Genomic DNA, 22,296 nt, shown 5'->3' on the forward strand with positions numbered 1-22,296 from the left:
TAAAAATGAAGAAACTATTTAAAGGTTTTGCAGTTGCTGCAGCACTATCTGTTTCTGCAGGTGCCGCGCTTAATGCTCATGCAAATACTGAAGCACTAGACAAAATCCTTCAAGAAGTAAAGCAAACGCGTATTTCTGAAGGCAGCATCAACAAAAAGCGCGAGCAAGAGTTCTTGTCTGCACGTGCGGATAAACAAGCTTTATTCAATAAAGCTAAGCGTGAGCTAGCGGCTGAAAAAGCACGCGGTGAGCGTTTAGGTAAAGAATTTAAGCAAAATGAAATTACACTTGCTGAAAAAGAAGTTGAACTAAACAATGCCACTGGTACTTTAGGTGAAATGTTCGGTGTTGTTCGTCGTTCTGCATCAGAAGCAATTGGTTCAATTGAAGCATCACTAGTAAGTGCAGAAAAGCCGGGACGTGCTGAAGTACTTCGTTCACTGGCAGCTGCTAAAGAACTTCCAACTACTCGTGAGTTAGAAGAGCTTTGGATTGCTTTCCAAACTGAGATGACTGAATCTGCAAAAGTATCTACTTTTGAAGCTCAGGTAGCTGAGTTAAGCGGTGAAGTAAAAGTTAAGCAAGTAACGCGTGTTGGTAACTTCAACCTTGTTACTAAAGACGGCTATGTACTTTATGATGCAGCAAACAAAGCTATCGTACCTTTAGGTAAGCAGCCTGACGGTTATGTACTTGACCAAGCAAACGAACTTTTAGGCGCTGCTGCTGGTTCTTACGCTAAGTTTTACGTTGACCCGACTCGAGGTTCAATTTTACGTTTGAACACGCAGCGTGCGACAGTTGAAGAACGCTGGCATCAAGGTCAAGAAGTTGGTTATATCATCACAGCATTACTTGCTGTTGGTGCATTAATTGCGCTTATTAGATTTATTGATTTATTCTTAGTAAGCTCAAAAATAAAAGCACAGCTGAGAAACCTTAACTCTCCTAACGCAAACAACCCACTTGGTCGTATCTTGAAAGTTTACCAAGATAACAAAAACCAAGATGTTGAAAACCTTGAGCTTAAACTTGATGAAGCTATTTTACGTGAAACACCACGTGTAGAAGCTGGTATCAACATTATCAAGATCCTTGCAGCTATCGCACCTTTACTAGGTCTACTAGGTACGGTTGTAGGTATGATCATGACGTTTGAATCAATCACGTTATTTGGTACTGGTGACCCGAAAATCATGGCAGGTAACATCTCTCTAGCGCTAGTAACTACCGCTCTAGGTCTGATTGCTGCTCTACCTCTAATCCTATTACACGCTATCGTTGCAGGCCGTAGTAAATCTGTACTACATATCCTTGACGAGCAAAGTGCTGGCATCGTTGCAGCGCACGCGGAGAAGGAGAAAGCCTAATGCTAGTCCTGATGGAGACCTGGGAATCTATCAGGGATTTTGTTGGCACAGGCGGCCAAGTATTATACGTGGTCGCGATGGCACTCTTTCTTATGTGGGTTTTAATGATAGAGCGCTATTGGTTCCTACTAGCTGAATACCCGAAAATGAAAGCGGATATTGTAGCTAAGTGGGATGCCCGCCAAGACACAACGTCTTGGTACGCACACAGAATTCGTGATGCATGGATTTCTGAAGCGTCTGAGAAATTAGATGAGCGTATGTTGATTATCAAAACATTGGTAGCTATGTGTCCATTAATAGGCTTACTAGGAACCGTAACAGGTATGATCACAGTTTTTGAAACTATGGCTACCCAAGGTACTGGTAATGCACGTTTGATGGCATCAGGTATTTCAATGGCAACGGTACCAACGATGGCTGGAATGGTTGCGGCACTGTCAGGTGTTTTCTTTAGCACTCGCCTTGAAGCAAGAGCGAAAGTGGCTAAAGCAAGCCTTGTGGACAGTCTGCCACATCACTAGAGAGAGAAATAAATATGGCACGTAAACAACGTTTTCGTGAAGACGAAGAAGCTGCAGTAGATATGACACCGATGCTAGACATCGTATTCATCATGCTGATCTTCTTCATCGTTACCACTTCTTTCGTGAAAGAAGCGGGTATTGAAGTTAAGAAGCCTAAGGCTGCTCAAGCTCAACAGACCAAGAATGCTAACGTCTTTATCGCTATCCGTGAAAATGGTGAGATTTGGATGGACAAGCGTCAAGTAGATGTTGAACGTGTTAGTGCAAACCTTGAAAGTATTATTGCTGAACAACCAACTGAAACCATCATTATCCAAGCGGATAAAGGTGCTAAACACGGTGTAGTTGTGAAAGTAATGGATGCGATTAAGGCGACTGATGACCGTCTTAAGATTTCAATCGCTGGAGCTAAGTAATGATTCGTTTTCTGTTTTCACTGATTGCAGGTGGGGCAGTTACTTTCGGCTTGTTCTTTTTTATGTCTTATTTGATCTCCGGCGGTGCTGATAGATCAAATGAGCAAAAAGAGCAGATAGTTGTCGAAATTTTGACGAATCCGCCTGAATCAGAGGTGCAGGAGCGGAAACGTGTTCCGCCTCCACCGCCACCTCCACCGAAGCAGCCGCCTAAACCGCAGCCGCCTCAACCTGAAAATGCAAACCCTGCAGCGGGTGCGATTGGCTTTAATATGCCTAGCATCAACTTAGGGGGTACAGCTGGTGGTCTTAGTGGTCCTGGCGCTTTTGGACGTGATGGTGATGCTACACCTATTGTTCGAATTGAGCCTAAGTACCCAACACAAGCTGCGCGTGATGGTAAAGAAGGTTGGGTACAACTTTCATTTACAATTAACGAGCTAGGTGGCGTTGATGACGTAAAAGTTATCGCAGCTGAACCTAAGCGTATCTTTAACCGTGAAGCGGTTAGAGCGTTACGTAAATGGAAATACCGACCTAAAATTGTTGACGGCAAGCCTCAGAAACAACCTGGCCTTACTGTTCAACTAGACTTTAAACTTAACCAAGATTAAGGAGGCAAGAAATGACGCACTTAAAGAAAGCTACAGCTCTTGCTTTACTTATGTCTTTATCAGGGACTGTCTATAGCACAGCCGCTATTGCTGCTCCTGATTATGCTAAGATTGAAGAACGTAAAAACGCCAAAACCAAAATCATGGGTGAGCGTACAGGTAAGAAAGTTGTTAAAGCTTTTGACTTGTACAACGAAGACAAAATTGATGAAGCTATAGCTTCATTAAAAGAGCTTGATCCATCAAATGATTTTGATAAAGCAACGGTTAATCGCTATTTAGGTAGCATGTACGCGCAAAAAGAAAATTACGCTGAGGCTATTAAATATATCCGCTCAGCAATTGCGCTAGATGCACTTAACTTTAAAGATCAAGCTGAACAATTTAAGTTACTTGGTGACTTATTGGTTGGTACTGGTAAGTTTAAAGGTGCGATTAAGGCATATAATGACTGGATGGACTTTACCGGAGAAGAAGACGGCAAAGTTTATGCACGTATTGCCCAAAGTTATTACGAGCTTAAACAATATAGTAAAGTTGAAGCACCTGCTAATAAAGCGATTGAGCTAGATAAAGAGCCTAACAAACAATATCATATGATAAAGATTGGGGCATATTTTGAGCTTAAGCAGTACAGCAAAGCGGTAGCAGTTGGTGAAACGCTAGTTAGATTGTTTCCTGAAGATCCACAGATGTGGGTACGTTTGGGTTCTTTTTACATGCAGACTGAACAGTATGCTAAAGGTCAGACTGTCATGGAAGTAGCCTATAAAAAAGGCTATTTTGAAAAAGAAAATCACTATAAGATCTTGGGTAGCTATTATTCTTTAAACGAGATCCCATATAAAGCTGCGGTTGTTTTTGAAAAGGCAATCAAAGACGGGAAAATCGAACGTGTTAAAAAGAATGTATTAGCAACTGCTAGTTATTATCATCAAGCAAAAAACTTGAAAACAGCAGCAAAGTTTTATGAAGAAGCGGCAAAGTTTGACGACGATGCTGAGCTTTATAGAAAAGCGGGTAGCCTTTTACTTACAGAGCAAAAATTCAGCGCAGCGGTTAAGAAATTAAACAAAGCGTTAGAATTAGGTGTTAAAAAGAAAGGGACAACATATACCGACTTAGCTGAAGCTTATTTATACCAAGAAAAGTATAAAAAAGCATATCAAGCAATTGTTAAAGCACAAGAAGATCCTAGTACTCGTAAATTTGCAAAAGGTTGGGCGACGTTTATTAAAGACAAAGCACAACGCAAAGGCGTGAAAATCTAGTATAGAAGCCCCGTAAGGGGCTTTTTTTTGGCCCTAATTTTTATTATGTGAATTCAATCATGATATGCCCACCGAAGTACTTTTTATTTCTCTTATTGTTTCTTGTTGGCTGTGATTCCCACACACCTATTTCATTTGATGAACTCCGTAGTAGCCTGCAAGTGAATAATAGTGTGTTAGATGGAACAGTAATAGAGCCAGATAAACTAACTCTGCCTTTTAGTGAAGCCTATTTAAAACAAAGACATTTTCTTTACGAGCGTGCAGACATCACAAGTTTTGATGTGTCACAGCAATCTGAGTTAGCGTACCTAAAAATTCAAGAGCGATACCCTGAGCGGTTTTTACCTTGGCCTGCACAGACTAATATATTGCGCAATTTAACCACAAAAAATGCTAGCGTAGAGCATTGGTCAACATTTGTTGTACAGCGGCTCTCAGATGCAAAAGAAAGCAAAATTCTGCTCTCAAGGTATGAAAGGAACACTTTAAGTGGCTATATTGAAGAGGCTTCTGATGAAGCGAATGAGCTAAAAGCATATTTAGCCCAATATAAACCGCGAACGCGTTTAGGGCTTTACCAGCACCCGAATGGTAAAGAATGGTACCAAAGTAAGTTAAACTATTATTATGGTATGAGCAAATCACCGAATGAAACGCTAAATAAGATTCAAACAGAATTAGCGCATCGTGGTAAAAAGGTTCTATTGGAGTTGCCGATAACGAAAGCAAATCATGTCGCACTGAGTTATTTACAATCGCATTGTGAGTTAGTGCAAGGGTTAAATTGGGTTGATGCCTATACCAATTTACCAGCCACTGCAAAACACTGTGCCGTGACACACAACTCTGATATCACGCGGCTATTTTTATCACTTATGGAAATTGATATCGGTTTACATTACCAAGGATGGTCAAAGCAACAAGCAAGAGTGACCCTACAAGCAAGATTAAGGCTGACAGATTTTGAAGCAGATAGGCTTGTAGAAGGTACAGTGTTGTACCCAGCCACTATTTTTTCACTTACGCCATTTGTTATGTTTAGTTCTTAGGCCGGCAACGATGGCATCGTTGCGTAGCAGCATCTTGTTGTAGCTCTTCTTTTGATAGGGGGGCTTCACAGTCACAGCAGTAGCCAAATTGACCTATCTCTATTTGGCACAATGCAGCTTCTAATTGTACCAAACGTCGATAGCGAGGGAATTGCTCAGAAGAGAGTTTACTGGCAATTAGATCCAGCCACTCATTGGGCGAGCTTTTTTCTAATAAGAGTGCGAGTTCACCAGTATAGGGGTGTTTTGACTGCTTGAGTTCAGATAAGAACTGATCCCGCACGCATTCGAGTTCATTTTTTAACTTAAGTTGGTAGTTCCCAGTCTGTTTTGTATTCATAGTCGTTCTCCTGTGAACGACTATTATCATCAGCTTTAAGCAATTATTGTATGATTTGAATCAAGACTTGGTTGTTTTGCATATTTCTCCAACACACTCACTACATCTTGTTTGGCTTTGAACGTTTTAATTTCATCAAAAAGATCATGAGCTTGTGGGTACTGACGTTTTAAGTACCCTAGCCACTGTTTAGTACGAGACGAAAAATACTTTTCGCTGGCGGTTGGGTCTTGGTGCATAGATGAGTGAAGAATATGGTAAATGACGTGCTCCCATTGTAGAGGCTCATAGCATTCGTTGTTAATCTTAGCTTTAATCTTTGCAGCTAAGTCTGGCGTTGCGAGCGCACCACGTCCAAGCATAAGATCTTCACAACCACTGCGTTGCTGACATAATAAAGCGTCTTCAACTTGCCAAATTTCTCCATTAGCCACTACGGGTATGGTTAATCGCTTCAATAGAGGTGGGATCTTCTCCCAATAGGCGGGTGGCTTATATCCATCTCGCTTAGTTCGGGCATGAATGGCTAAGCTTGATGCGCCAGCACTTTGAACCGCATCAATAATTTCAGTACTATTACTGTCATCATCAAAGCCTAAACGAATTTTAGCACTTACTTGATGCTCACTCGGTACCGCTTCTCTCACCGCTTTAATGATTTGATACATTAATTCAGGTTCTTTAAGTAAAACGGCACCGCCTTTACTTTTATTGACGGTTTTTGCTGGACAGCCAAAGTTTAAATCAATGCCGTGAGAACCTAACATTATTGCTTTTCTAGCATTGCTTGCTAAAGCGTGGGGCACTTGACCGAGTAACTGAATTCGTACGGGTGTACCCGCACGAGTTTTACCTTTGTTTAATAGCTCAGGGCAATAGCGTGTAAACACACGGCGTGGAAAGGTCAGATCGACCACGCGAATAAACTCTGTGACACATAAGTCAAAGCCACCAATATCGGTCAACAATTGGCGCATTTTAAAGTCTACAACGCCTTCCATAGGGGCTAAAACGAGTTTCATCATGTTACTTCATACAACAAAAAGGGCCGCCATTTTAAACGACTATGCGAGACTTTCTAAGCATAAATTTGCTTTTTTTGATTTTTTAGTGAAAGATTTTACTTGGGCATATGGTCTATTCAATGAATCGTTTATTTCACAGAGAGAATCCAGCATGAACACTATTAAGAAAAATTCTATTGCATTAACGTTAGGCGCTGTTGTAGTCGGTACTGCGGGCTTAGCTGCTCCTGAAGCGAGCGCTAATCCATTTGGCTTTGAAACTATGACTGCGGGCTACCAGTTAGATGCAGGTGAAGGCAAGTGTGGTGAAGGTAAGTGTGGTGGCGATGCTAAAGGTAAAAAAGAAGGTAAGTGCGGCGAAGGCAAATGTGGCGGCGACGCAAAAGGTAAAAAAGAAGGTAAGTGCGGCGAAGGCAAATGCGGCGGAGACGCAAAAGGTAAAAAAGAAGGTAAGTGCGGCGAAGGCAAGTGCGGCGGTGACGCAAAAGGCAAAAAAGAAGGTAAGTGCGGCGAAGGCAAATGCGGCGGTGACGCAAAAGGCAAAAAAGAAGGTAAGTGCGGCGAAGGCAAATGCGGCGGTGACGCAAAAGGTAAAAAAGAAGGTAAATGTGGAGAAGGTAAGTGTGGTGGTTCACACTAAGCACAGAGAGTTGGGGTAGCGCTGGCTACCCCAAATGAGGAGAAGAGATGTTGCAGTCCCCATTAGGAAATGTCGGCCTAGGGTTAAGACGAGAAATGTTGGACGATTTTTTATTGTCGCCCCCAGCTCATTCTCAGTTTTTTGAAGTAGCCCCTGAAAATTGGTTAAAAATGGGGGGGAAATTTGGCAAGCAGTTTAAGGCGCTAACCCGGCAGCATCAGTTTATTTGCCACGGCTTATCATTGTCATTAGGCTCACCAAATGCACTTGATGTGGCATTTGTAAAAGAATTAAAACAATTCTTCGATGAACATAATATTTTATTGTACAGCGAGCACTTGAGCTACTGCTCTGGCAGTGGTTATATGTACGATCTGATGCCCATTCCATTCACAGAAGAAGCGGTTAGTCACGTTGCTGATAGAATACGACGAGTGCAAGATATTCTAGAGCGCAAGATTGCGGTTGAGAATGTGTCTTACTATGCCGCACCAGGGCAAGAGATGTCAGAGCTTGAATTTACTTTGGCGGTATTAGAAGAAGCACAATGCGATTTACTATTAGATGTGAATAATATTTATGTGAATAGTATAAACCATCACTATGACGCGTTAGCATTTATGCAAGCAATGCCAACCGACCGTATTGCATATGGTCATGTTGCAGGCCATTTTGTCGAAGCTGAAGATTTATTAATTGATACACATGGTGCACCTGTTTGTGATCCTGTTTGGGATCTGCTTGCCAAAACATATCAGCATCATGGCGTCTTTCCAACTTTGCTAGAAAGGGATTTTAATATTCCTGATATTGCAGAACTCAGTGCAGAGTTAAGCCATATTCATGCACTACAAGCTGCTCAACTGAATAGTAAAGGGGTTGCTTAATGTCTTTTATCGAAGTACAGCAGGCGTTTATGGCGCATATTCGTAACCCAGAGCACAATGCAAAGCCAGACGATGTGTCTGAGCGTAGAATTAAAATATATAACGAGTTATTTTTTAATAATATTGAAGGGTTTGTTGCCTCAGCCTTTCCAGTTTTAAAAAGTCTCTATGAAGACGCCAGCTGGTTAGCAATAGTTAGGCAGTTTTTTGTCCTACATGATTGCAAAAGCCCTTACTTTTTAGATATTAGCAAAGAGTTTTTAGCTTTTTTACAGCATACATATGATGTAACTGAGCAGGACCCTGCGTTTATGCTTGAGTTGGCCCATTATGAATGGGTCGAGTTAGATGTGGCAGTTTATCAGAGTACAGATGATTACTGTGACATTACCGACTGGGCATCACAGCCTTTATATTTACGCGACACCGCACGAAACTTAAGTTACATGTTCCCGGTGCATCAAATTAGTCAGGATTTCATGCCTGTTAATGCCAGTGAACAACCGCATTACTTTGTCGTATACCGAGATACTGATGAGGAAGTGGCATTTATTTCATCTAATCCAATGACGGCATTGTTACTTAACCAGTTAGAGCAAAACCCAGGCATTACATTGGCAACCTTGGTTGAAGAGGTTGCGATACAATTACCTCAATTTAGTTATGAGCAATTAAGTGCTGGCGCACAGCAAACTTTGAATGCAATGGCTGAATTAAAAATTATTGCTTCAAAAAACTGACATTTACACCTTTATTGACTATATCAGATAGATTATGATGTGCCCCGTTTTGTCGTGCTAATAATTAAGGTAATTACTATGTCTGAAGGTGATTTCAAAGATCCGTTCAATGCAACATACTTTTTTGCATTTCTAGCGGTGTTTGCTGTGGTTGGTTGTTTAAATGCGATTTTAGGTTGGATCAGCTTAAGCGCATAAGTAAATGACACCCTTGTGAAAAAGGTTGCATATTTGCAACCTTTTTTGTTGCTTGTTTGACCAGTTATTTGGTTTGTTTTTGATAAACATAGCGACTGGCATTTCATGTTTGGTCATTCTTGTTATAATCACTTCTTTGATAATTTATTTAACAAAGTTCCTAATTATGACTAAAGCTAATTTGTCTTTAATTGCAGACAGTATCGCAACGATCCCTGATTACCCTAAACCAGGTATTATGTTCCGCGATGTAACAACGTTACTCGCAAACCCTGAAGCACTTAAAGCAACCATTGATTGCTTTATCGAAAAATACAAAGACCAAGGGTTCACAAAAATAATCGGGACGGAGTCTCGTGGTTTTATTTTTGGTGCGCCTTTGTCATACGCATTGGGTATTCCGTTTATTCCGGTGCGTAAGCCAGGAAAATTACCACGAGAAGTGATCAGCCAATCTTATCAACTTGAATATGGTGAAGACACACTAGAGCTTCATACTGATGCTATTGTTGAAGGTGATAAAGTATTACTCGTTGATGACTTGCTAGCAACGGGTGGTACGATTGAAGCCACAGCAAAACTAGTTGAACGTTTAGGCGGTAAAGCGACTGATGGTGCATTTGTTATTTCATTACCAGGCCTTGGTGGTGAAGAGCGTGTTAAAGGTTTAGGCATTAACGTGTTCACCTTGGTTGAGTTCGAAGGCGAATAATATGAGTTATCAGGTCCTAGCTCGAAAATGGCGTCCGCAAACCTTTCATCAATTAGTTGGTCAAGAGCATGTTAAGCAAGCTTTGGTCAATGCATTAAATGAGCAAAGGTTGCACCACGCTTATTTATTCACTGGGACTCGGGGCGTTGGCAAAACTACCATCGCCCGTATTTTTGCAAAAAGCTTAAACTGCGAGCAAGGGATCACTTCTACGCCTTGTGGGCAGTGCAGCAGTTGCCAAGACATAGAGGTTGGCAAGTTTATCGATTTAATTGAAATTGATGCAGCTTCGCGCACCAAAGTAGAAGATACCCGAGAAATTTTAGATAACGTACAGTATTCACCCACCAGAGGTCGATACAAAGTCTATTTAATAGATGAAGTGCATATGTTGTCTAAACACAGCTTTAACGCGTTGCTTAAAACGCTTGAAGAACCACCAGAGCATGTAAAGTTTTTATTAGCCACGACCGATCCTCAAAAATTACCAGTGACGATTCTATCGCGGTGTTTACAATTTAATTTAAATGCTTTGTCGCAAAGTGAGATAACAGCTCAGCTAGAAAATATTTTACCGCAAGAGAGTGTAAACTTTGACACTCAGTCACTACAAATATTGGCAAAAGCGGCCGACGGCAGTATGCGCGATGGTTTGAGTTTAACTGATCAAGCCATAGCACAAACAAACGGTGATCTGAACGTTGCAGCTGTACAGCAAATGTTAGGCTTGATGGATAGCCGACATGCTTTATTGCTGTTATCGGCAGTGCTCTGCGAAGACGGCGTCTTAGTATTAGAAGAAGTGGCAAATATAGCACTGAAAAATGGTAATTTTGTTAGTGTATTAGACGATTTAATCGCTTTATGCCATGTGATACAACTCGCGCAATTAGTCCCTCAAGCTGTTCAGTTTAGCCAATTTGAAGAAGACGATGTGATTGCTGTAATGCAGCAAACGAACGCACAACAGATCCAGTTATTTTACCAATTGCTGCTCAATGGTAAAAAAGACTTAAAGTGGGCTCCAGAGCAAAAGCTGGGCTTTGAAATGGTGATGTTGCGCTTATTGGCATTTGAGCAAAGTGACATGTCTCACCCTGTTGCACGCCAAGCTACAGAGACTGCCCCAGCGAAGTCAAAAGTAGGTGACTTACGGGCTTTATTTAATAAACCAGTACAGCCTGCGCCTCAATTACAGCCAGTGTCTCAACCACAACTTGCGACGAAGTCAGCAGAACCCGAGCAGCGAGGTGATGAATCAGCACGTCACAGTGCACCTCAAGCTGAGATACAACACCAGGCTCAGAATAAACCGACTGAGCAGCCTCAAACGCAAACAGCGCAAAGTGCGCATATAAATGCAGAGGTACCCAACGCGACTTTTGTTGGAACAGCTGAGCAAGTATCATCACACGCACCAGAGACAGAATATGCAGAGCACAACAGTGCAAGTGAATATAATGAGTTAATGAGTCAAGCGGTTGAACAAGGGTTTAACGAGCCTCCAAGTGCTGGTACATCAGGCAATGAGGTAGCTCAGCAACCTAATGTTGATGAAAGTTCGCTTGAACATAAGCAAGCAAATGCGAATTCAGCGATAGCGAAAATATTGCAAAATCGCAATATTTCAGGGGCTGGGCAGCTATTACAGCCTAAAGGTGATGAGCCAAAAAAGTCGACGGCGCATAGTGCGCCACAAATACCGGAAGTAAAGCCAGCGCAGACTTTTGCTAAGCCCGAGAAAAAAGTGCCGTTTGCGCAAAAGCATAAATCAAAAACTGAGAATTTAGCACCAGAGTTATTAGAACAAATCTCACCTGTAAAAAAAGCGGAACCGGCAACTCAGGTTGTTGAACAAGTTACGATACCGGATGATTTTAGCAGCCCAATCAGTGACATTCGCTTTGCCCATCAACAAGACGAATGGGCGCACTTAATTAAGCGTATGGGTCTGGGTGGTAGAATGCGACAATTTGCGTTACATTCGATTTTTAATAAAGAACACAATGGTATTAAATTAGATGTTGATGCTTCACAACAGCATTTAGATAGCGCGATATTGCGGCAAAAGCTGATTGCTTCATTAAGTGATATTTATGGCTATGAAGTACAGGTCGATATTAATTTTGCCCCAGGCGTTATTGATTCGCCATTTTTGATCCAACAGAAAATAGATGCACAGCGTTATCAACAAGCTGTGGATGTCATTAACCAAGACGCGAATGTTGTGCAGTTCGTACAAGAATTTGCGGCGGTTATTGATGAAAATACGATTCAGGCGTTGTAATCAGTTACAATCGCCCTTATCTTTTAGCCAGTTTTGATTTGATGTAAGAGAGTATATTTATGTTTAAAGGTGGAATGGGTAACATGATGAAGCAAGCGCAGCAAATGCAAGAGCGCATGCAAAAAGCCCAAGACGAAATTAAAAATTTAGAAGTAACAGGTGAAGCGGGCGCAGGCTTAGTGAAAGTCACTATGCTAGGTAGCCACAATGTACGTCGTGTTGAAATTGACGAAAGTCTAATGGAAGACGACAAAGACATGATTGAAGATTTACTTGCCGCTGCAGTCAACGACGCAGTTCGCCGTGTAGGTGAAGCGTCAGAGAAAAAAATGGCAGACGTAACCGGCGGTATGCAACTACCACCTGGTATGAAGATGCCGTTTTAAGTTGAAAGTCCTTACTTTATAAGGTTTGCAGAGGTTCGGTAATTCTTCGGGACATATTCGGGTCATAAGGCAGATAATAAAAAAGCTCAGATTTTTAGGTCTGAGCTTTTTAGTTTTTGGAGTGACTTACTAGTTTAATAAGTTTGACCAAGGCTGGCTCCCAAGTTGTCCATGTAATCGGCTTCATCGCCTTTAATCCATTTACCATAAACTTTGTTGATCATACCTGTGTCCGAATGTCCCATTTGCTCAGCTAACCAAGTAGTTCTCGCTCCATTCATTAGCAAACGGCTAGCGTCAGTGTGACGAAGTTGGTGTTTTTCAAGGTAGTTGTCGCCTGAGCTGTTAAGCTACTTCTCTTTTGTTCTCTGGATTCAACTCCACATCACTGATTTCATCCCAATTTCTGGTGTGCTTTGACCAGCGGTTAGCATTCTTTTCTTGCGCTTTTTTATATAACTCACGGCGCTTTGCCAATATCGCTCTATCTTCCCCACTATGACGTTGCCCGGGTGTCACGAACTTGATACGACTATGCCTGTGTGTGTTGTTGTACCAATTCGTGAAGCCTTTCACCCAGCTTCTTGCATCTTCAAGGTGCTTAAAACCTTCACTTGGCCAGCGGTGGCTATATTTAATCGTGCGAAACAGAGATCCCGAATATGGATTATCATTGCTGACACCTGGACGGCTACGAGAGCCTATTATCCCCATTTCAAGCATCTTGGCCTGCATCGTCAGGCACTTCATCGGACTACCGTTATCTGAGTGCAATACAACATTTTGTTTAACGCATTTCTCAGCCCAGAGTGTACGTTCAAGTAATTCCGCAGCATATTCTCCTGACTCACTATCATGAACTTCCCAACCCACAATTTTACGGCTGAAGATGTCGATTATCATGTAGAGGTAGAAGAAGCGACCAATTACTGTTGAAGGGCAGTAGCTGATATCCCAAGTCCAAACTTGGTTTGGCCCTGTCGCCGTATACCCCCTAGGCTTAACTCGGCTATTCTTAGGCTTTGCTTTACCTCGATGAGTCAATTGGTCATTGGCTTTCAGCACACGATAAAAGCTTGATTCAGATGCGATATACTGCCCGCTATCTGCCAGCATTGGCACTATCTGGCTCGGCCCTAAATTGGCGTATTCCTCTTGGTTGCTGATATCTAATATTGCTTGTTGCTCTTCCTCTGTCAGCTTATTTTTCGGCTCTGGTCTTTTCGCTGTTGGCCTTTTATCAGGGATGATTTCACCCTGTTCTTGCCAACGCTGTAACGTCCGTATAGACAAACCTATTTCTTCACAGGCTCTCTCTTTTCTTGCGCCAGAGGTCACGGCATCATCAATCAAAGATGCGTAATACTGTCTATCTGAGTGTGAGGTTAACTGTCCTCGTCTTCCCCCCAGTAGGTATTTAACTTCTTTCTTAGCACCAATAATGCCGCGGTTTCAGCAAGGGCTGCATCTTTACGTTTAAGCTCTTTTTCTAGCTCTTTGATCCGCTTATGATCAGCTTTTCGCTCTTGGGTTAATTGCTTACGCTGCTGGGCTTGCGTCTGATTACCTTCAATACAGCTTTGCCTCCATTCTTTAACTTGCTCAGGGTAAAGCCCTTTTTCACGGCAATACTCACTTAACTCAATTTCGCTCAATGCTGCTGTTTCTAAAACAATTGAGAACTTCTGCTCTGGTGACCAACCATCTAAACTATTACTCTCTGTCAAACTAGACCCTACTTTTAAATACTTATCTCGCCATGAATACAAAGTAGATAAGTTGATACTTTCTTGCTTTGCGAATTGACCTAATGATAAGCCACTTTCAACCAGCTTTCTAATGACTGCTTGCTTATGGTCTTCTGGATAATGCTTCACTCACAACTAACTTACCGCTCCCTGTTTTATTTTATGAAAAACTGAGGCGACAACTATCCTGACACAGGGGGGGGGTCCTAGCTCTGTGCCTTGTACACAGCTATTCACGACAAGTGTGAAATAAAATAACTGTCGGAATTCCTATGTGGGCTTCCAATCAATGATCCCGCTCTTTAGGTGAACGAGTGACGGCATTTAACCAAGTAGTTGTGAGCATTCTCTATTCATAAAACCTGCCCTCATAAACACATAAGAACAATTTACGAAAACTAACATTGATTAGATTCAACAATTGAGCTGATTAATAGTGACAACCTATAGCATAAGTGGTATAAAAATCATAATGTTAATAGCATTTCATAAGGAGTTAGAAGTGCATCCACAAGTGGGGTTGGTAAAAGAGTTAGTTCAATCAATTTTTAAACATCAACAATTCTCATGTGCAATATTGGTATGTAAAAACCCGAAGCTAATCTCTTTATTATGCTGTGAGTTTGCAAAAACAAAACTTTCAAGCCCTTACCCTGCTGGAACAAATTTATATTATCCAATCGACGGTACTAACAAATATAGTAAAGTTAAAATTCAAGAAACTACCGAGATTGGCGGCGACATTTGGTACAAGTTTGCATTAAGACGGGGCAATAACCCAATTTGTGAACAGTTCAATCGATTAGATGACTTTGACAAAAAAGCAAAGTTAGCAAGAGATCAAGAGGGTACCGATTGGATAGATCGAAATAATGTAGTCGTCGATAACATTCAAATGCATTCCGGTACATTTTTTCCCACTATTATTTCTCAATTCAGAAATTTTGAAGAAGCGATTTATGAAGAAATCGAAGGTTCAATGCTAAAAAGCTTGTTAGGCATTGATAGCCTAGTTGATTTAAAAAGTGCAATAAGGTTCACATCTGAAAGTAAGGTTGATCTTGAACACGATAAAAACCGAGTTTGGATAAATACAGTCCCAGATCGTATTGATAATAATAATATCGTGCTTCTATCAGCAGCACATAGCAGATTTGTCGAGTTTAAGTCTGAAATAGAAAGCCTTTTTATCAGAACAGAATCAGCTGAAGTTCTTCAATTTGAGGAATTACCTCAAAACCTAAAAAGCATTGTTGAAATCACTGCGGGAACAAACCCTTTATCAATTTGGAGGGTTAGATGAACCAAGTAGCTAATTTTGCAACTTTTACATCATCGGAACTGGTCAATTTAAATTATTCTTACGAACCAATAACAGAATATATAGAGCTTTTGAATTATCTTTATCAAAGCTCAGAAACAGATATACAGAAACATACGTGCAGCAAGTACAAAAACATACTGAATGATTATTTGGGAGGTAGGGAGCCACAAGAAGAAGAGCTAAAATCGATTCTTGAGAAAAGAAAGCACTTTGGCTCAGATAAAGGTGCGTTTTATGTTGCTGCAAAGAGGCTATATCAGCTAGTTAAAAGTTACATTGAAGTCAAAGTCGTTCTGCAAAACTGTCTCAACGAGATACTCAACAGCATCAATGGGGATATTGTTATACTTTGCAAAAAGCCTGATGACCAAGATTTTTTAGGCTCACTTATTTGTGATGCGAATAAGAGTAGGGTCGGTTTTGTTTTCCCAAGGCAATTAAGAAACCATTACATCACTTGCACGTTAGTAATAATTGCTCCTAGTTACTGGTTCAAAGAATTATTGGCTTACCCGTGTTCCGCTAGCACACTAGTAGTCCAACCGGAGAATTTACCACCTTCAGTTGTAAAGCATGATATTTTTGATGGTGTCGGCGGGGAAAGTTTATGGACATCTAAAAAGCATAACCCAAGCATCCAAAACCGTAGATTGCTATTGCCATCCCCTCCCAATTACAAAAGAGAAGAGAAGAAAGAAAATAGCTTATCAGACTTAGTTAATGAGCTTAGCCGTATGCAACCTAGTATCTTTACAAGGGAAATAAAAAGTGTCACGGGGCAAGTTGCGCTTATTGAAGTTAATCGAAAATATTTAACTGTAGATCAGTATGGTGTATTGAAGCTAAGGCCATTTTTAGAGGATGATGAGCTAGATGACTGTAAATATATAGTCAATGAAATTGATCACTCCGAAATGTCAGACGATGACGTAAATATGGAGCTTAGGAGGCAAATGGAATCATGGAAGGTTCCGTTAAGGGAATATTACCAACCATATGAATTACCGAGGTTATTGACTTCGTTGGGGGCAAAACATGCCAAAGACTACAATATAAATAATTGGAAGAAGAAAGATACAATTCGGCCGAAAGATGATGATGATTTCAAAGCATTGTTAAAGTTTGCTGATATCCCTGAAGTTGAATTTCCAGCGTTCTTTAATTTAGCTAAAGATATTCTAAGCAACTGTATTTCAATTGGACATAAAAAATCAGAGGTTTCTAGAGAAATTATAGCTAAAGAGCTACGTAAGCGCCTGCAACACCAAGACACTCTACCCTCAAGTTTTAACGTTGGCAAAATTAAAGCTTCAATCTTGGTCGTAGGATAAAAGCATATGTCAAATATGATACCGAGAGTTATCGATATAGATAACCCCAGTGATGGGGAGAAACACTTATTTGAAAGGCTTAGACAAGACCCTGATACCAAAGAGTGGACAGTTTTACATTCACTAAATATAGCCCATCATAAAACTCAAGTTCTAGGTGAAATAGATTTTTTAGTTATCATTCCTGAAGTATGTATTTTTGCTATAGAAGTGAAAGCACATAGATATGCTAGGTTCGAACAAGGTTTGTGGTATTTAGGTCGCAGTAGTCAAAGCTGTTTAAAAGGCCCTTTTAAACAGGTAAATGACGCAGTTTTTAGTTTGGCAGAATATCTAAAGTCAAAAAATACATCATTGTGTAATATTCCTATATTTCCTTTCGTAATATTTACTCATACAGAGCTGATAGCACCAAGTATTGAATGGCATTCACGAGAGTTTTGCGGAGTTAGAGAATATAGAAAAACGGCAATTTCAAAACTTTTGTTAAATCGAGCCACTTCATACCGTAAAAAACTAGCTAATACTTCAACTGTAAGATGGTTTAAATCAACAGACACAAGACCAGCTAAAATTGATATTGAAACGCTAATAAAAGTGATAAGGCCATCCTTGGAAATGCCTACTAGTTTTGGCTTTTTTCGAGACGAAACCAAAAAGGATCTTTTTGAATTTACCAAGGAACAGTTTGTAGCATTAGATGCGATGGAAGATAACAAAAGGGTCGTTTTTAACGGTGCTGCTGGTGTTGGAAAGACCATCCTAGCTTTAGAATCAGCAAATAGGGTAATTGTTAGGGGGGAGCGGGTACTTTTCGTATGTAAAAATAAACATCTAGCTAGTAGTTTACGAAAATTTCATTCAAATATTGATATTTATACAATTACTGAACTTCTAGAGAGGTATGCCAACTCAGAGTTTGTGAAAAAAAGTGCGAAAGATAGAAACGATTACTGGACTATAGACCTCCCGAACAATGCTTTTGAAGAAATATTAAATAAAGAAATTGTCCCATACAAATATTTAGTGCTCGATGAGGCTCAAGACATATTGAGTGTTCAAAATTGGTTAGATTGCTTGGAACTGCTGATAGACCAAGGTCTATCCAACGGGCGCTGGAGTTTATTCGGAGACTTTGAGCTTCAAAATATTTACTCTATGTATGAAATGAATACTTTATTGGATGACTTTCGAAACCGTTGCAATGATTTTTCTATTTATCGCTTAGCCATAAATTGCAGGAACATTCAGGCAGTCAGTGAACTCAGTTTTTCTTTAGCGAGTATAGAAATTCCTTATAGCCATTTTTTGAGAACAAGTAATCCATTATTTGATTCTAAGTATTATTTCTATGCTTCGGATGAACAACAAGTAAATAAAATATCGAGCGTAGTTCAAAAGCTTATTCTGCAAGGTTTTAAAGCTTCAGAATTAGTCCTTTTATCTAAAGTTTCTGAATCAAAGTCAATCTCTAAACAATACGAAAGCGAACTTAATGTTGTGCCGTTTGGCTTTAGGGAAGATGCAGTTCAATATACTTCTATTCATAAGTTTAAAGGGTTGGATTCACCCGTAGTTATTTTAACTGACTTTTCTGAAATAGAATCAGAACAGTCGAAGAAACTGTTGTATGTAGGTGCAAGTAGGGCAACGGAACTAGTGATCTATATGTTTAAAGATGAAGTTAAAACACACTTATTGAAAGGGATCAAAAATTAAAAATGAAAGGTGCAGAAGTTAGAGACAATATAATCTTTGGAACTTTGTCTGAAGAACTTGTTGGGCCTTGTGCCTATGGAGAAAAGTTTAAATGGCAAGACGGAAAGGTTAAGAAGAAACAAATTAATATTCCTTTGATGTCTGACGACGATGGAGAAGAAATACTAAAAACGTATCCAATACAACGATATGGAGTTGGTGTACTATACCCATTGGAAGAGCTTGAAGCCATGCCAACTGAAGCAAACACTGTGGAAAGCATTAAACCTCTTAGCCAATCTGAACATGAAGCTATTAAGCCACCTTCACTTTCAAAACAGACTATCTTAAATACAAATGATGATAAAGATGACTTTGATGTCTCTTTAGCTAATTCGAGAGCACCGAGTAGTATGGGGTTATCATTTGTAGTGAATGAAGAGGAGCCAATTAAGTTAAAGATTTCTATTAAAGGAGCTTTTTATGAGGACTTCAAGGTTCAAAGTGACGAAGGACATATATTCAATTGGTGGAAAAGAAAGCCTGTGTCCACGGACTTTGAATATACTCTTGCATCAGATAGAAGTAAGATCAGTATTGCTTTAAAAGAAACTTCTACTGAACCAAACTTTTCAGAAATTCATGTAGAAGGGGTTATTCGCCGTTACGGTGATTACAGAATCGTTACACTAGTATTAGTTAACCGCTCAACTGATATTTCGAGCTATTTAGAGAGAAATAAACGGTCTTTGTTTCAAGCGCAGTTATCGGTGGAAACTAAAACATTAGATGGAGCATCTACTGATAATATACTGCCTTATCAGAGTGCTGCATTAGACCTTTTCTCTGAAAACTTGGAAGAAGACGAACTAAGTAATCAGTTACTTTATCGTATTACGCCATCCTTCGCCAAAGGTCACGGGGTTGCAGCTGACTGGAATTTATCTCCATATGAAGCCAAGGAGTCGGTTTCTAGTGTCTGGACAGAATCATTACCCTCATTTGAAACTCCTAGTATCACAGCAGAAATTAAGAATGAGGATGAGACCTTAACCATTTCTATGAAGGAGCTGTCAGAATTATCAACTGGGAGCCTTGGAGAGTTTCAGCTAAAGCAGTTGATTGATTGGTACGAGAGGTGGATTGGTAAACTAGTCGAAGAAAAACAGTCTATTACATCAGGAAATCAGGAGCATACGAAACTGCTCATTGAGCAAGCTGATAAACACATATCAAAATGTCGAGAAGCTCATATTCGAATGTCAGAGGGCTTAAAAGTCTTACAGACTAACAGCCAAGCTAAAAAAGCATTTAAACTTGCTAATTTAGCAATGTTAAATCAACAAAAAAGAGCACCTAAGAAAATCAGAAAGGCTTCATTAGAGGAAGGTACACTCAAGTTTGACAGTGAGTTTAGCGAGAATTCTTCCGCTAAAGGTATTTGGAGACCATTTCAGATTGGATTTTTGTTGATGTGTGTTAGTGGCGCAGTTAACCCAGAACATTTAGATCATGAATTGGTTGACTTGATATGGTTTCCAACTGGCGGCGGTAAAACGGAAGCTTATCTTGGTTTAGCAGCTTTTACTTTGTTATACAACAGACTGGAGTATGGAGAAAAAGCAGAAAGTGTTCAGGTATTAATGCGGTACACCTTGCGATTGTTGACTGCACAACAACTGCAACGCGCGTCTACACTAATATGTTGTTTAGAGGTCATTCGCAGAGAACACAAGATACCTGGTGGACAATTTGGAATTGGGCTTTGGGTAGGAAGTAAAAATACTCCTAATAAGAGAGCTGTTGCAAAGGCAAAGTTATCAAAGATTAAATCAGACTTAAATAAAGGTGAAATAGAAAACCCATTCTTACTGGATCGCTGCCCCCATTGCGCCGCTCAGCTTGGAGTAGCGGGAGAAGATAAAAAGATACTATTAGGTTACAAGGCATACAAAGGAACTGTGAAGTTTCATTGTGAAGATAAAAAGTGTGACTTTCATAATGAAATCCCTGTTTATTTAGTTGACGAAGATATATACGACAAGAAGCCTTCCTTAGTTATTGGCACAGTGGACAAATTCGCAATGCTCGCTTGGGAGCCTAAAATTAGAAGTTTATTCGGCATAGACCAAGAAGGTGAAAGAAGTAAATTACCTCCTCAACTGATAATCCAAGATGAACTTCACCTGATTACTGGTCCTCTTGGAACAATGGTTGGATTATATGAGCCGTTAATTGAAGAGCTATGCTCTTATACCGACGACAATGGCAAATACATAAAGCCTAAAATTGTTTGTGCAACTGCAACAACAAAAGGTTATAAAGAGCAAGTTCAGTCAATATATGGTAGGAGTAGGACAGACATATTTCCTCCTCCTGGACTTACATCTGAAGACTCATTTTTTGCAAGGTATGAGAGAGACGAGTCGGATAAACTGAAACCCGGAAGAAAATATGTCGGAGTTTGTGCTCCGGGACTAGGTTCAGTTTTAACCACTCAGGTGCGAACTCATTCTGCTCTGTTGTTCTCTTCAAATCGAGTGGAACTTGAGAATAGAGATCCTTGGGTTACTTTATTGAGCTTTTATAACAGTATTAGGGAGCTTGGTGGTGCCTTAACTTTATTTCAAGCTGATATCATCAGCTATTTATTAGAGCTTAAACGTAGATACCCTTCTTTTCTATTACCTCGATTTTTAAATGGAGGAATGGAATTAACTAGCCGATTGAAAGATGACGAAATTCCCGCTGCTATTGCTTTACTTGAACGAAGTTTGAGTACATCTCTTTTAAAACCAAGTGATAAGTTCCATGCAGCTATTATTGAAGAGACTAAAAGGCTAGTTAATAAGCACCAAGAGATTAAAGAGCCAGGGGACAAACTTCTTACGTGTTTAACGATGAAAGGGGCGCTGTCTGTAGAAGATTATATTCTGGTTGATGAACTAAAAGCTGCTTGCAAAGCTAATGATATTAAATACCCCAATCAAATAAGCTTACTTATCAATTTACTTAGTGGGAGGGAAATTACTCCATACTGTTTAGCATCGAGTATTATTGAAGTTGGGGTCGATATAGATAGGTTGTCATTAATGTCTATAGTAGGTCAGCCTAAAACAACTGCACAATATATCCAAGTATCTGGCCGCGTAGGGAGAAGAGCAGACGAACGACCTGGATTGGTAACAACCATTTTTAATAATGCTAAGCCAAGAGATAAGTCTCATTATGAGGACTTTAGGGCTTATCATCAAAAGCTATATGCTCAAGTAGAACCTTCTTCTGTCACACCATATTCAAGGCCATCTATTGAGAGAGGCTTTGCTGCGCTTATGATTGCCTATGCTAGACAATTTTCTCCAATTGATACATTACCTAAAGACATTGATATTAAAATTTTTGATGGTTGGTTTAATAAGCTGCTAGAGCTTCGTGAAGAGGCAATTAAAGAGCATGAAAGACAAGATTTACATAGGTTTTACGAAAGAAAGTTTAAACACAGTTGGGGAATTCGTTCTGCCAAGTCAGATTCGTGGGGCAATTTACAACCAGATGTAGAACCAAGTGAGAGTGAAATAATGTGCCAGTTTGGTGCTACTGGGAAAAAGCAGCATCAATTAGCGTGCCCTACAAGTATGAGGAATGTAGATGGTGAATCTGTCGTGTGGATAAGTCCTGAAGCATATTTAGAACCAGAGCTTGATTCTTGGGATGACGATGAATGGTAAGG

19 protein-coding genes and 1 pseudogene are annotated in these 22,296 nt (G+C 40.2%); 16 read left to right on the forward strand and 4 right to left on the reverse strand.

The features are described 5' to 3' along the window. Window positions 1-5 precede the first annotated feature (5 nt). From BGP78_RS10185 to BGP78_RS10210, 6 genes are read left to right on the forward strand one after another with little or no spacing between them, the layout of a single operon-like run. Complete coding sequence (locus BGP78_RS10185; protein ID WP_119861307.1) at window positions 6-1,370, forward strand: MotA/TolQ/ExbB proton channel family protein; 1,365 nt, start codon at window positions 6-8, stop codon at window positions 1,368-1,370. Then, window positions 1,370-1,894, forward strand: a complete 525-nt coding sequence (locus BGP78_RS10190) for a MotA/TolQ/ExbB proton channel family protein (RefSeq protein ID WP_010365001.1) — start codon at window positions 1,370-1,372, stop codon at window positions 1,892-1,894. Before BGP78_RS10185 ends, BGP78_RS10190 begins: the two co-directional genes overlap by 1 nt. Window positions 1,895-1,908: 14 nt before the next feature. Then, window positions 1,909-2,313 carry a biopolymer transporter ExbD gene (locus tag BGP78_RS10195; RefSeq protein WP_010365003.1) on the forward strand — a complete coding sequence of 135 codons (405 nt, stop codon included), beginning with the start codon at window positions 1,909-1,911 and terminating at the stop codon, window positions 2,311-2,313. After that, window positions 2,313-2,927 (forward strand): energy transducer TonB, encoded by a 615-nt coding sequence (locus BGP78_RS10200; RefSeq protein ID WP_010365005.1) that lies wholly within the window; start codon window positions 2,313-2,315, stop codon window positions 2,925-2,927. The genes BGP78_RS10195 and BGP78_RS10200 overlap by 1 nt, the downstream gene beginning before the upstream one ends. 11 nt (window positions 2,928-2,938) lie before the next feature. Then, complete coding sequence (locus BGP78_RS10205; protein ID WP_119861308.1) at window positions 2,939-4,198, forward strand: tetratricopeptide repeat protein; 1,260 nt, start codon at window positions 2,939-2,941, stop codon at window positions 4,196-4,198. Window positions 4,199-4,257: 59 nt separating this feature from the next. Further along, window positions 4,258-5,250 carry a hypothetical protein gene (locus BGP78_RS10210; protein ID WP_119861309.1) on the forward strand — a complete coding sequence of 331 codons (993 nt, stop codon included), beginning with the start codon at window positions 4,258-4,260 and terminating at the stop codon, window positions 5,248-5,250. Here BGP78_RS10210 and BGP78_RS10215 read toward each other — a convergent pair. Both BGP78_RS10215 and BGP78_RS10220 read right to left on the reverse strand, forming a co-directional pair. Next, window positions 5,240-5,590: a conjugal transfer protein TraR gene (locus BGP78_RS10215; protein ID WP_119861310.1), complete on the reverse strand. Its 351-nt coding sequence runs from the start codon at window positions 5,588-5,590 to the stop codon at window positions 5,240-5,242. The two genes, BGP78_RS10210 and BGP78_RS10215, sit on opposite strands and share 11 nt — an antisense overlap. A gap of 35 nt (window positions 5,591-5,625) precedes the next feature. Continuing rightward, window positions 5,626-6,612 carry a tRNA-dihydrouridine synthase gene (locus BGP78_RS10220; RefSeq protein ID WP_119861359.1) on the reverse strand — a complete coding sequence of 329 codons (987 nt, stop codon included), beginning with the start codon at window positions 6,610-6,612 and terminating at the stop codon, window positions 5,626-5,628. Between the two features lie 154 nt (window positions 6,613-6,766). Between BGP78_RS10220 and BGP78_RS10225 the strand changes: the two genes are divergently transcribed. The 6 genes from BGP78_RS10225 to BGP78_RS10250 all read left to right on the forward strand — a co-directional run bounded on the left by BGP78_RS10225 (window position 6,767) and on the right by BGP78_RS10250 (window position 12,465). Then, window positions 6,767-7,255, forward strand: coding sequence for a hypothetical protein (locus BGP78_RS10225; RefSeq protein ID WP_040697910.1), 489 nt, complete (start codon window positions 6,767-6,769; stop codon window positions 7,253-7,255). Between the two features lie 47 nt (window positions 7,256-7,302). Next, window positions 7,303-8,142, forward strand: coding sequence for a DUF692 domain-containing protein (locus BGP78_RS10230; RefSeq protein ID WP_182912264.1), 840 nt, complete (start codon window positions 7,303-7,305; stop codon window positions 8,140-8,142). Continuing rightward, entirely contained in the window at window positions 8,142-8,882 is a 741-nt protein-coding gene (locus BGP78_RS10235) for a DUF2063 domain-containing protein (protein WP_119861311.1), read from the forward strand. Before BGP78_RS10230 ends, BGP78_RS10235 begins: the two co-directional genes overlap by 1 nt. A gap of 364 nt (window positions 8,883-9,246) precedes the next feature. Next, window positions 9,247-9,792 (forward strand): adenine phosphoribosyltransferase, encoded by a 546-nt coding sequence (apt, locus tag BGP78_RS10240; RefSeq protein ID WP_010365019.1) that lies wholly within the window; start codon window positions 9,247-9,249, stop codon window positions 9,790-9,792. Window position 9,793: 1 nt separating this feature from the next. Further along, a complete protein-coding gene (dnaX, locus tag BGP78_RS10245) occupies window positions 9,794-12,079 on the forward strand; it encodes a DNA polymerase III subunit gamma/tau (protein WP_119861312.1) in 2,286 nt (761 codons plus the stop codon). A 59-nt stretch (window positions 12,080-12,138) separates the two neighbouring features. Then, a complete protein-coding gene (locus BGP78_RS10250; protein ID WP_010365021.1) occupies window positions 12,139-12,465 on the forward strand; it encodes a YbaB/EbfC family nucleoid-associated protein in 327 nt (108 codons plus the stop codon). Window positions 12,466-12,599: 134 nt separating this feature from the next. On the opposite strand, the pseudogene BGP78_RS10255 reads toward BGP78_RS10250, so the two are convergent. After that, window positions 12,600-12,791 (reverse strand): annotated as a pseudogene (locus BGP78_RS10255) (integrase); the annotation flags it as partial. A gap of 19 nt (window positions 12,792-12,810) precedes the next feature. Continuing rightward, window positions 12,811-14,342, reverse strand: a protein-coding gene (locus BGP78_RS10260; RefSeq protein ID WP_259386273.1) for an IS3 family transposase whose coding sequence is annotated in 2 segments (ribosomal slippage) — window positions 12,811-13,886 and window positions 13,886-14,342 — 1,533 coding nt in all. Because the reading frame shifts where the segments join, the coding sequence is not laid out codon by codon here. 373 nt (window positions 14,343-14,715) lie between these two features. On the opposite strand from BGP78_RS10260, the gene BGP78_RS10265 reads away from it, so the two are divergent. From BGP78_RS10265 to BGP78_RS10280, 4 genes are read left to right on the forward strand one after another with little or no spacing between them, the layout of a single operon-like run. Further along, on the forward strand, window positions 14,716-15,516 hold the full coding sequence (locus BGP78_RS10265; RefSeq protein WP_119861314.1) for a hypothetical protein: 801 nt from the start codon (window positions 14,716-14,718) through the stop codon (window positions 15,514-15,516). Further along, window positions 15,513-16,868: a hypothetical protein gene (locus tag BGP78_RS10270; RefSeq protein WP_119861315.1), complete on the forward strand. Its 1,356-nt coding sequence runs from the start codon at window positions 15,513-15,515 to the stop codon at window positions 16,866-16,868. Before BGP78_RS10265 ends, BGP78_RS10270 begins: the two co-directional genes overlap by 4 nt. Window positions 16,869-16,874: 6 nt before the next feature. Continuing rightward, a complete protein-coding gene (locus BGP78_RS10275) occupies window positions 16,875-18,587 on the forward strand; it encodes an NERD domain-containing protein (protein WP_119861316.1) in 1,713 nt (570 codons plus the stop codon). Between the two features lie 2 nt (window positions 18,588-18,589). Beyond that, on the forward strand, window positions 18,590-22,294 hold the full coding sequence (locus BGP78_RS10280) for a helicase-related protein (protein ID WP_119861317.1): 3,705 nt from the start codon (window positions 18,590-18,592) through the stop codon (window positions 22,292-22,294). Window positions 22,295-22,296: the final 2 nt, after the last annotated feature.

Origin of the sequence: Pseudoalteromonas sp. MSK9-3 (assembly GCF_003590335.1) — a bacterium.
Classification (GTDB): Bacteria; Pseudomonadota; Gammaproteobacteria; order Enterobacterales; family Alteromonadaceae; genus Pseudoalteromonas.

Excerpts from the sequence above, each read along its gene's own strand:
- BGP78_RS10185 (WP_119861307.1), top strand. The coding sequence starts at position 6 with ATGAAGAAACTATTTAAAGGTTTTGCAGTTGCTGCAGCACTATCTGTT.
- BGP78_RS10190 (WP_010365001.1), top strand. The coding sequence starts at position 1,370 with ATGCTAGTCCTGATGGAGACCTGGGAATCTATCAGGGATTTTGTTGGC.
- BGP78_RS10195 (WP_010365003.1), top strand. The coding sequence starts at position 1,909 with ATGGCACGTAAACAACGTTTTCGTGAAGACGAAGAAGCTGCAGTAGAT.
- BGP78_RS10200 (WP_010365005.1), top strand. The coding sequence starts at position 2,313 with ATGATTCGTTTTCTGTTTTCACTGATTGCAGGTGGGGCAGTTACTTTC.
- BGP78_RS10205 (WP_119861308.1), top strand. The coding sequence starts at position 2,939 with ATGACGCACTTAAAGAAAGCTACAGCTCTTGCTTTACTTATGTCTTTA.
- BGP78_RS10210 (WP_119861309.1), top strand. The coding sequence starts at position 4,258 with ATGATATGCCCACCGAAGTACTTTTTATTTCTCTTATTGTTTCTTGTT.
- BGP78_RS10215 (WP_119861310.1), bottom strand. The coding sequence starts at position 5,590 with ATGAATACAAAACAGACTGGGAACTACCAACTTAAGTTAAAAAATGAA.
- BGP78_RS10220 (WP_119861359.1), bottom strand. The coding sequence starts at position 6,612 with ATGAAACTCGTTTTAGCCCCTATGGAAGGCGTTGTAGACTTTAAAATG.
- BGP78_RS10225 (WP_040697910.1), top strand. The coding sequence starts at position 6,767 with ATGAACACTATTAAGAAAAATTCTATTGCATTAACGTTAGGCGCTGTT.
- BGP78_RS10230 (WP_182912264.1), top strand. The coding sequence starts at position 7,303 with ATGTTGCAGTCCCCATTAGGAAATGTCGGCCTAGGGTTAAGACGAGAA.
- BGP78_RS10235 (WP_119861311.1), top strand. The coding sequence starts at position 8,142 with ATGTCTTTTATCGAAGTACAGCAGGCGTTTATGGCGCATATTCGTAAC.
- apt (WP_010365019.1), top strand. The coding sequence starts at position 9,247 with ATGACTAAAGCTAATTTGTCTTTAATTGCAGACAGTATCGCAACGATC.
- dnaX (WP_119861312.1), top strand. The coding sequence starts at position 9,794 with ATGAGTTATCAGGTCCTAGCTCGAAAATGGCGTCCGCAAACCTTTCAT.
- BGP78_RS10250 (WP_010365021.1), top strand. The coding sequence starts at position 12,139 with ATGTTTAAAGGTGGAATGGGTAACATGATGAAGCAAGCGCAGCAAATG.
- BGP78_RS10270 (WP_119861315.1), top strand. The coding sequence starts at position 15,513 with ATGAACCAAGTAGCTAATTTTGCAACTTTTACATCATCGGAACTGGTC.
- BGP78_RS10275 (WP_119861316.1), top strand. The coding sequence starts at position 16,875 with ATGTCAAATATGATACCGAGAGTTATCGATATAGATAACCCCAGTGAT.
- BGP78_RS10280 (WP_119861317.1), top strand. The coding sequence starts at position 18,590 with ATGAAAGGTGCAGAAGTTAGAGACAATATAATCTTTGGAACTTTGTCT.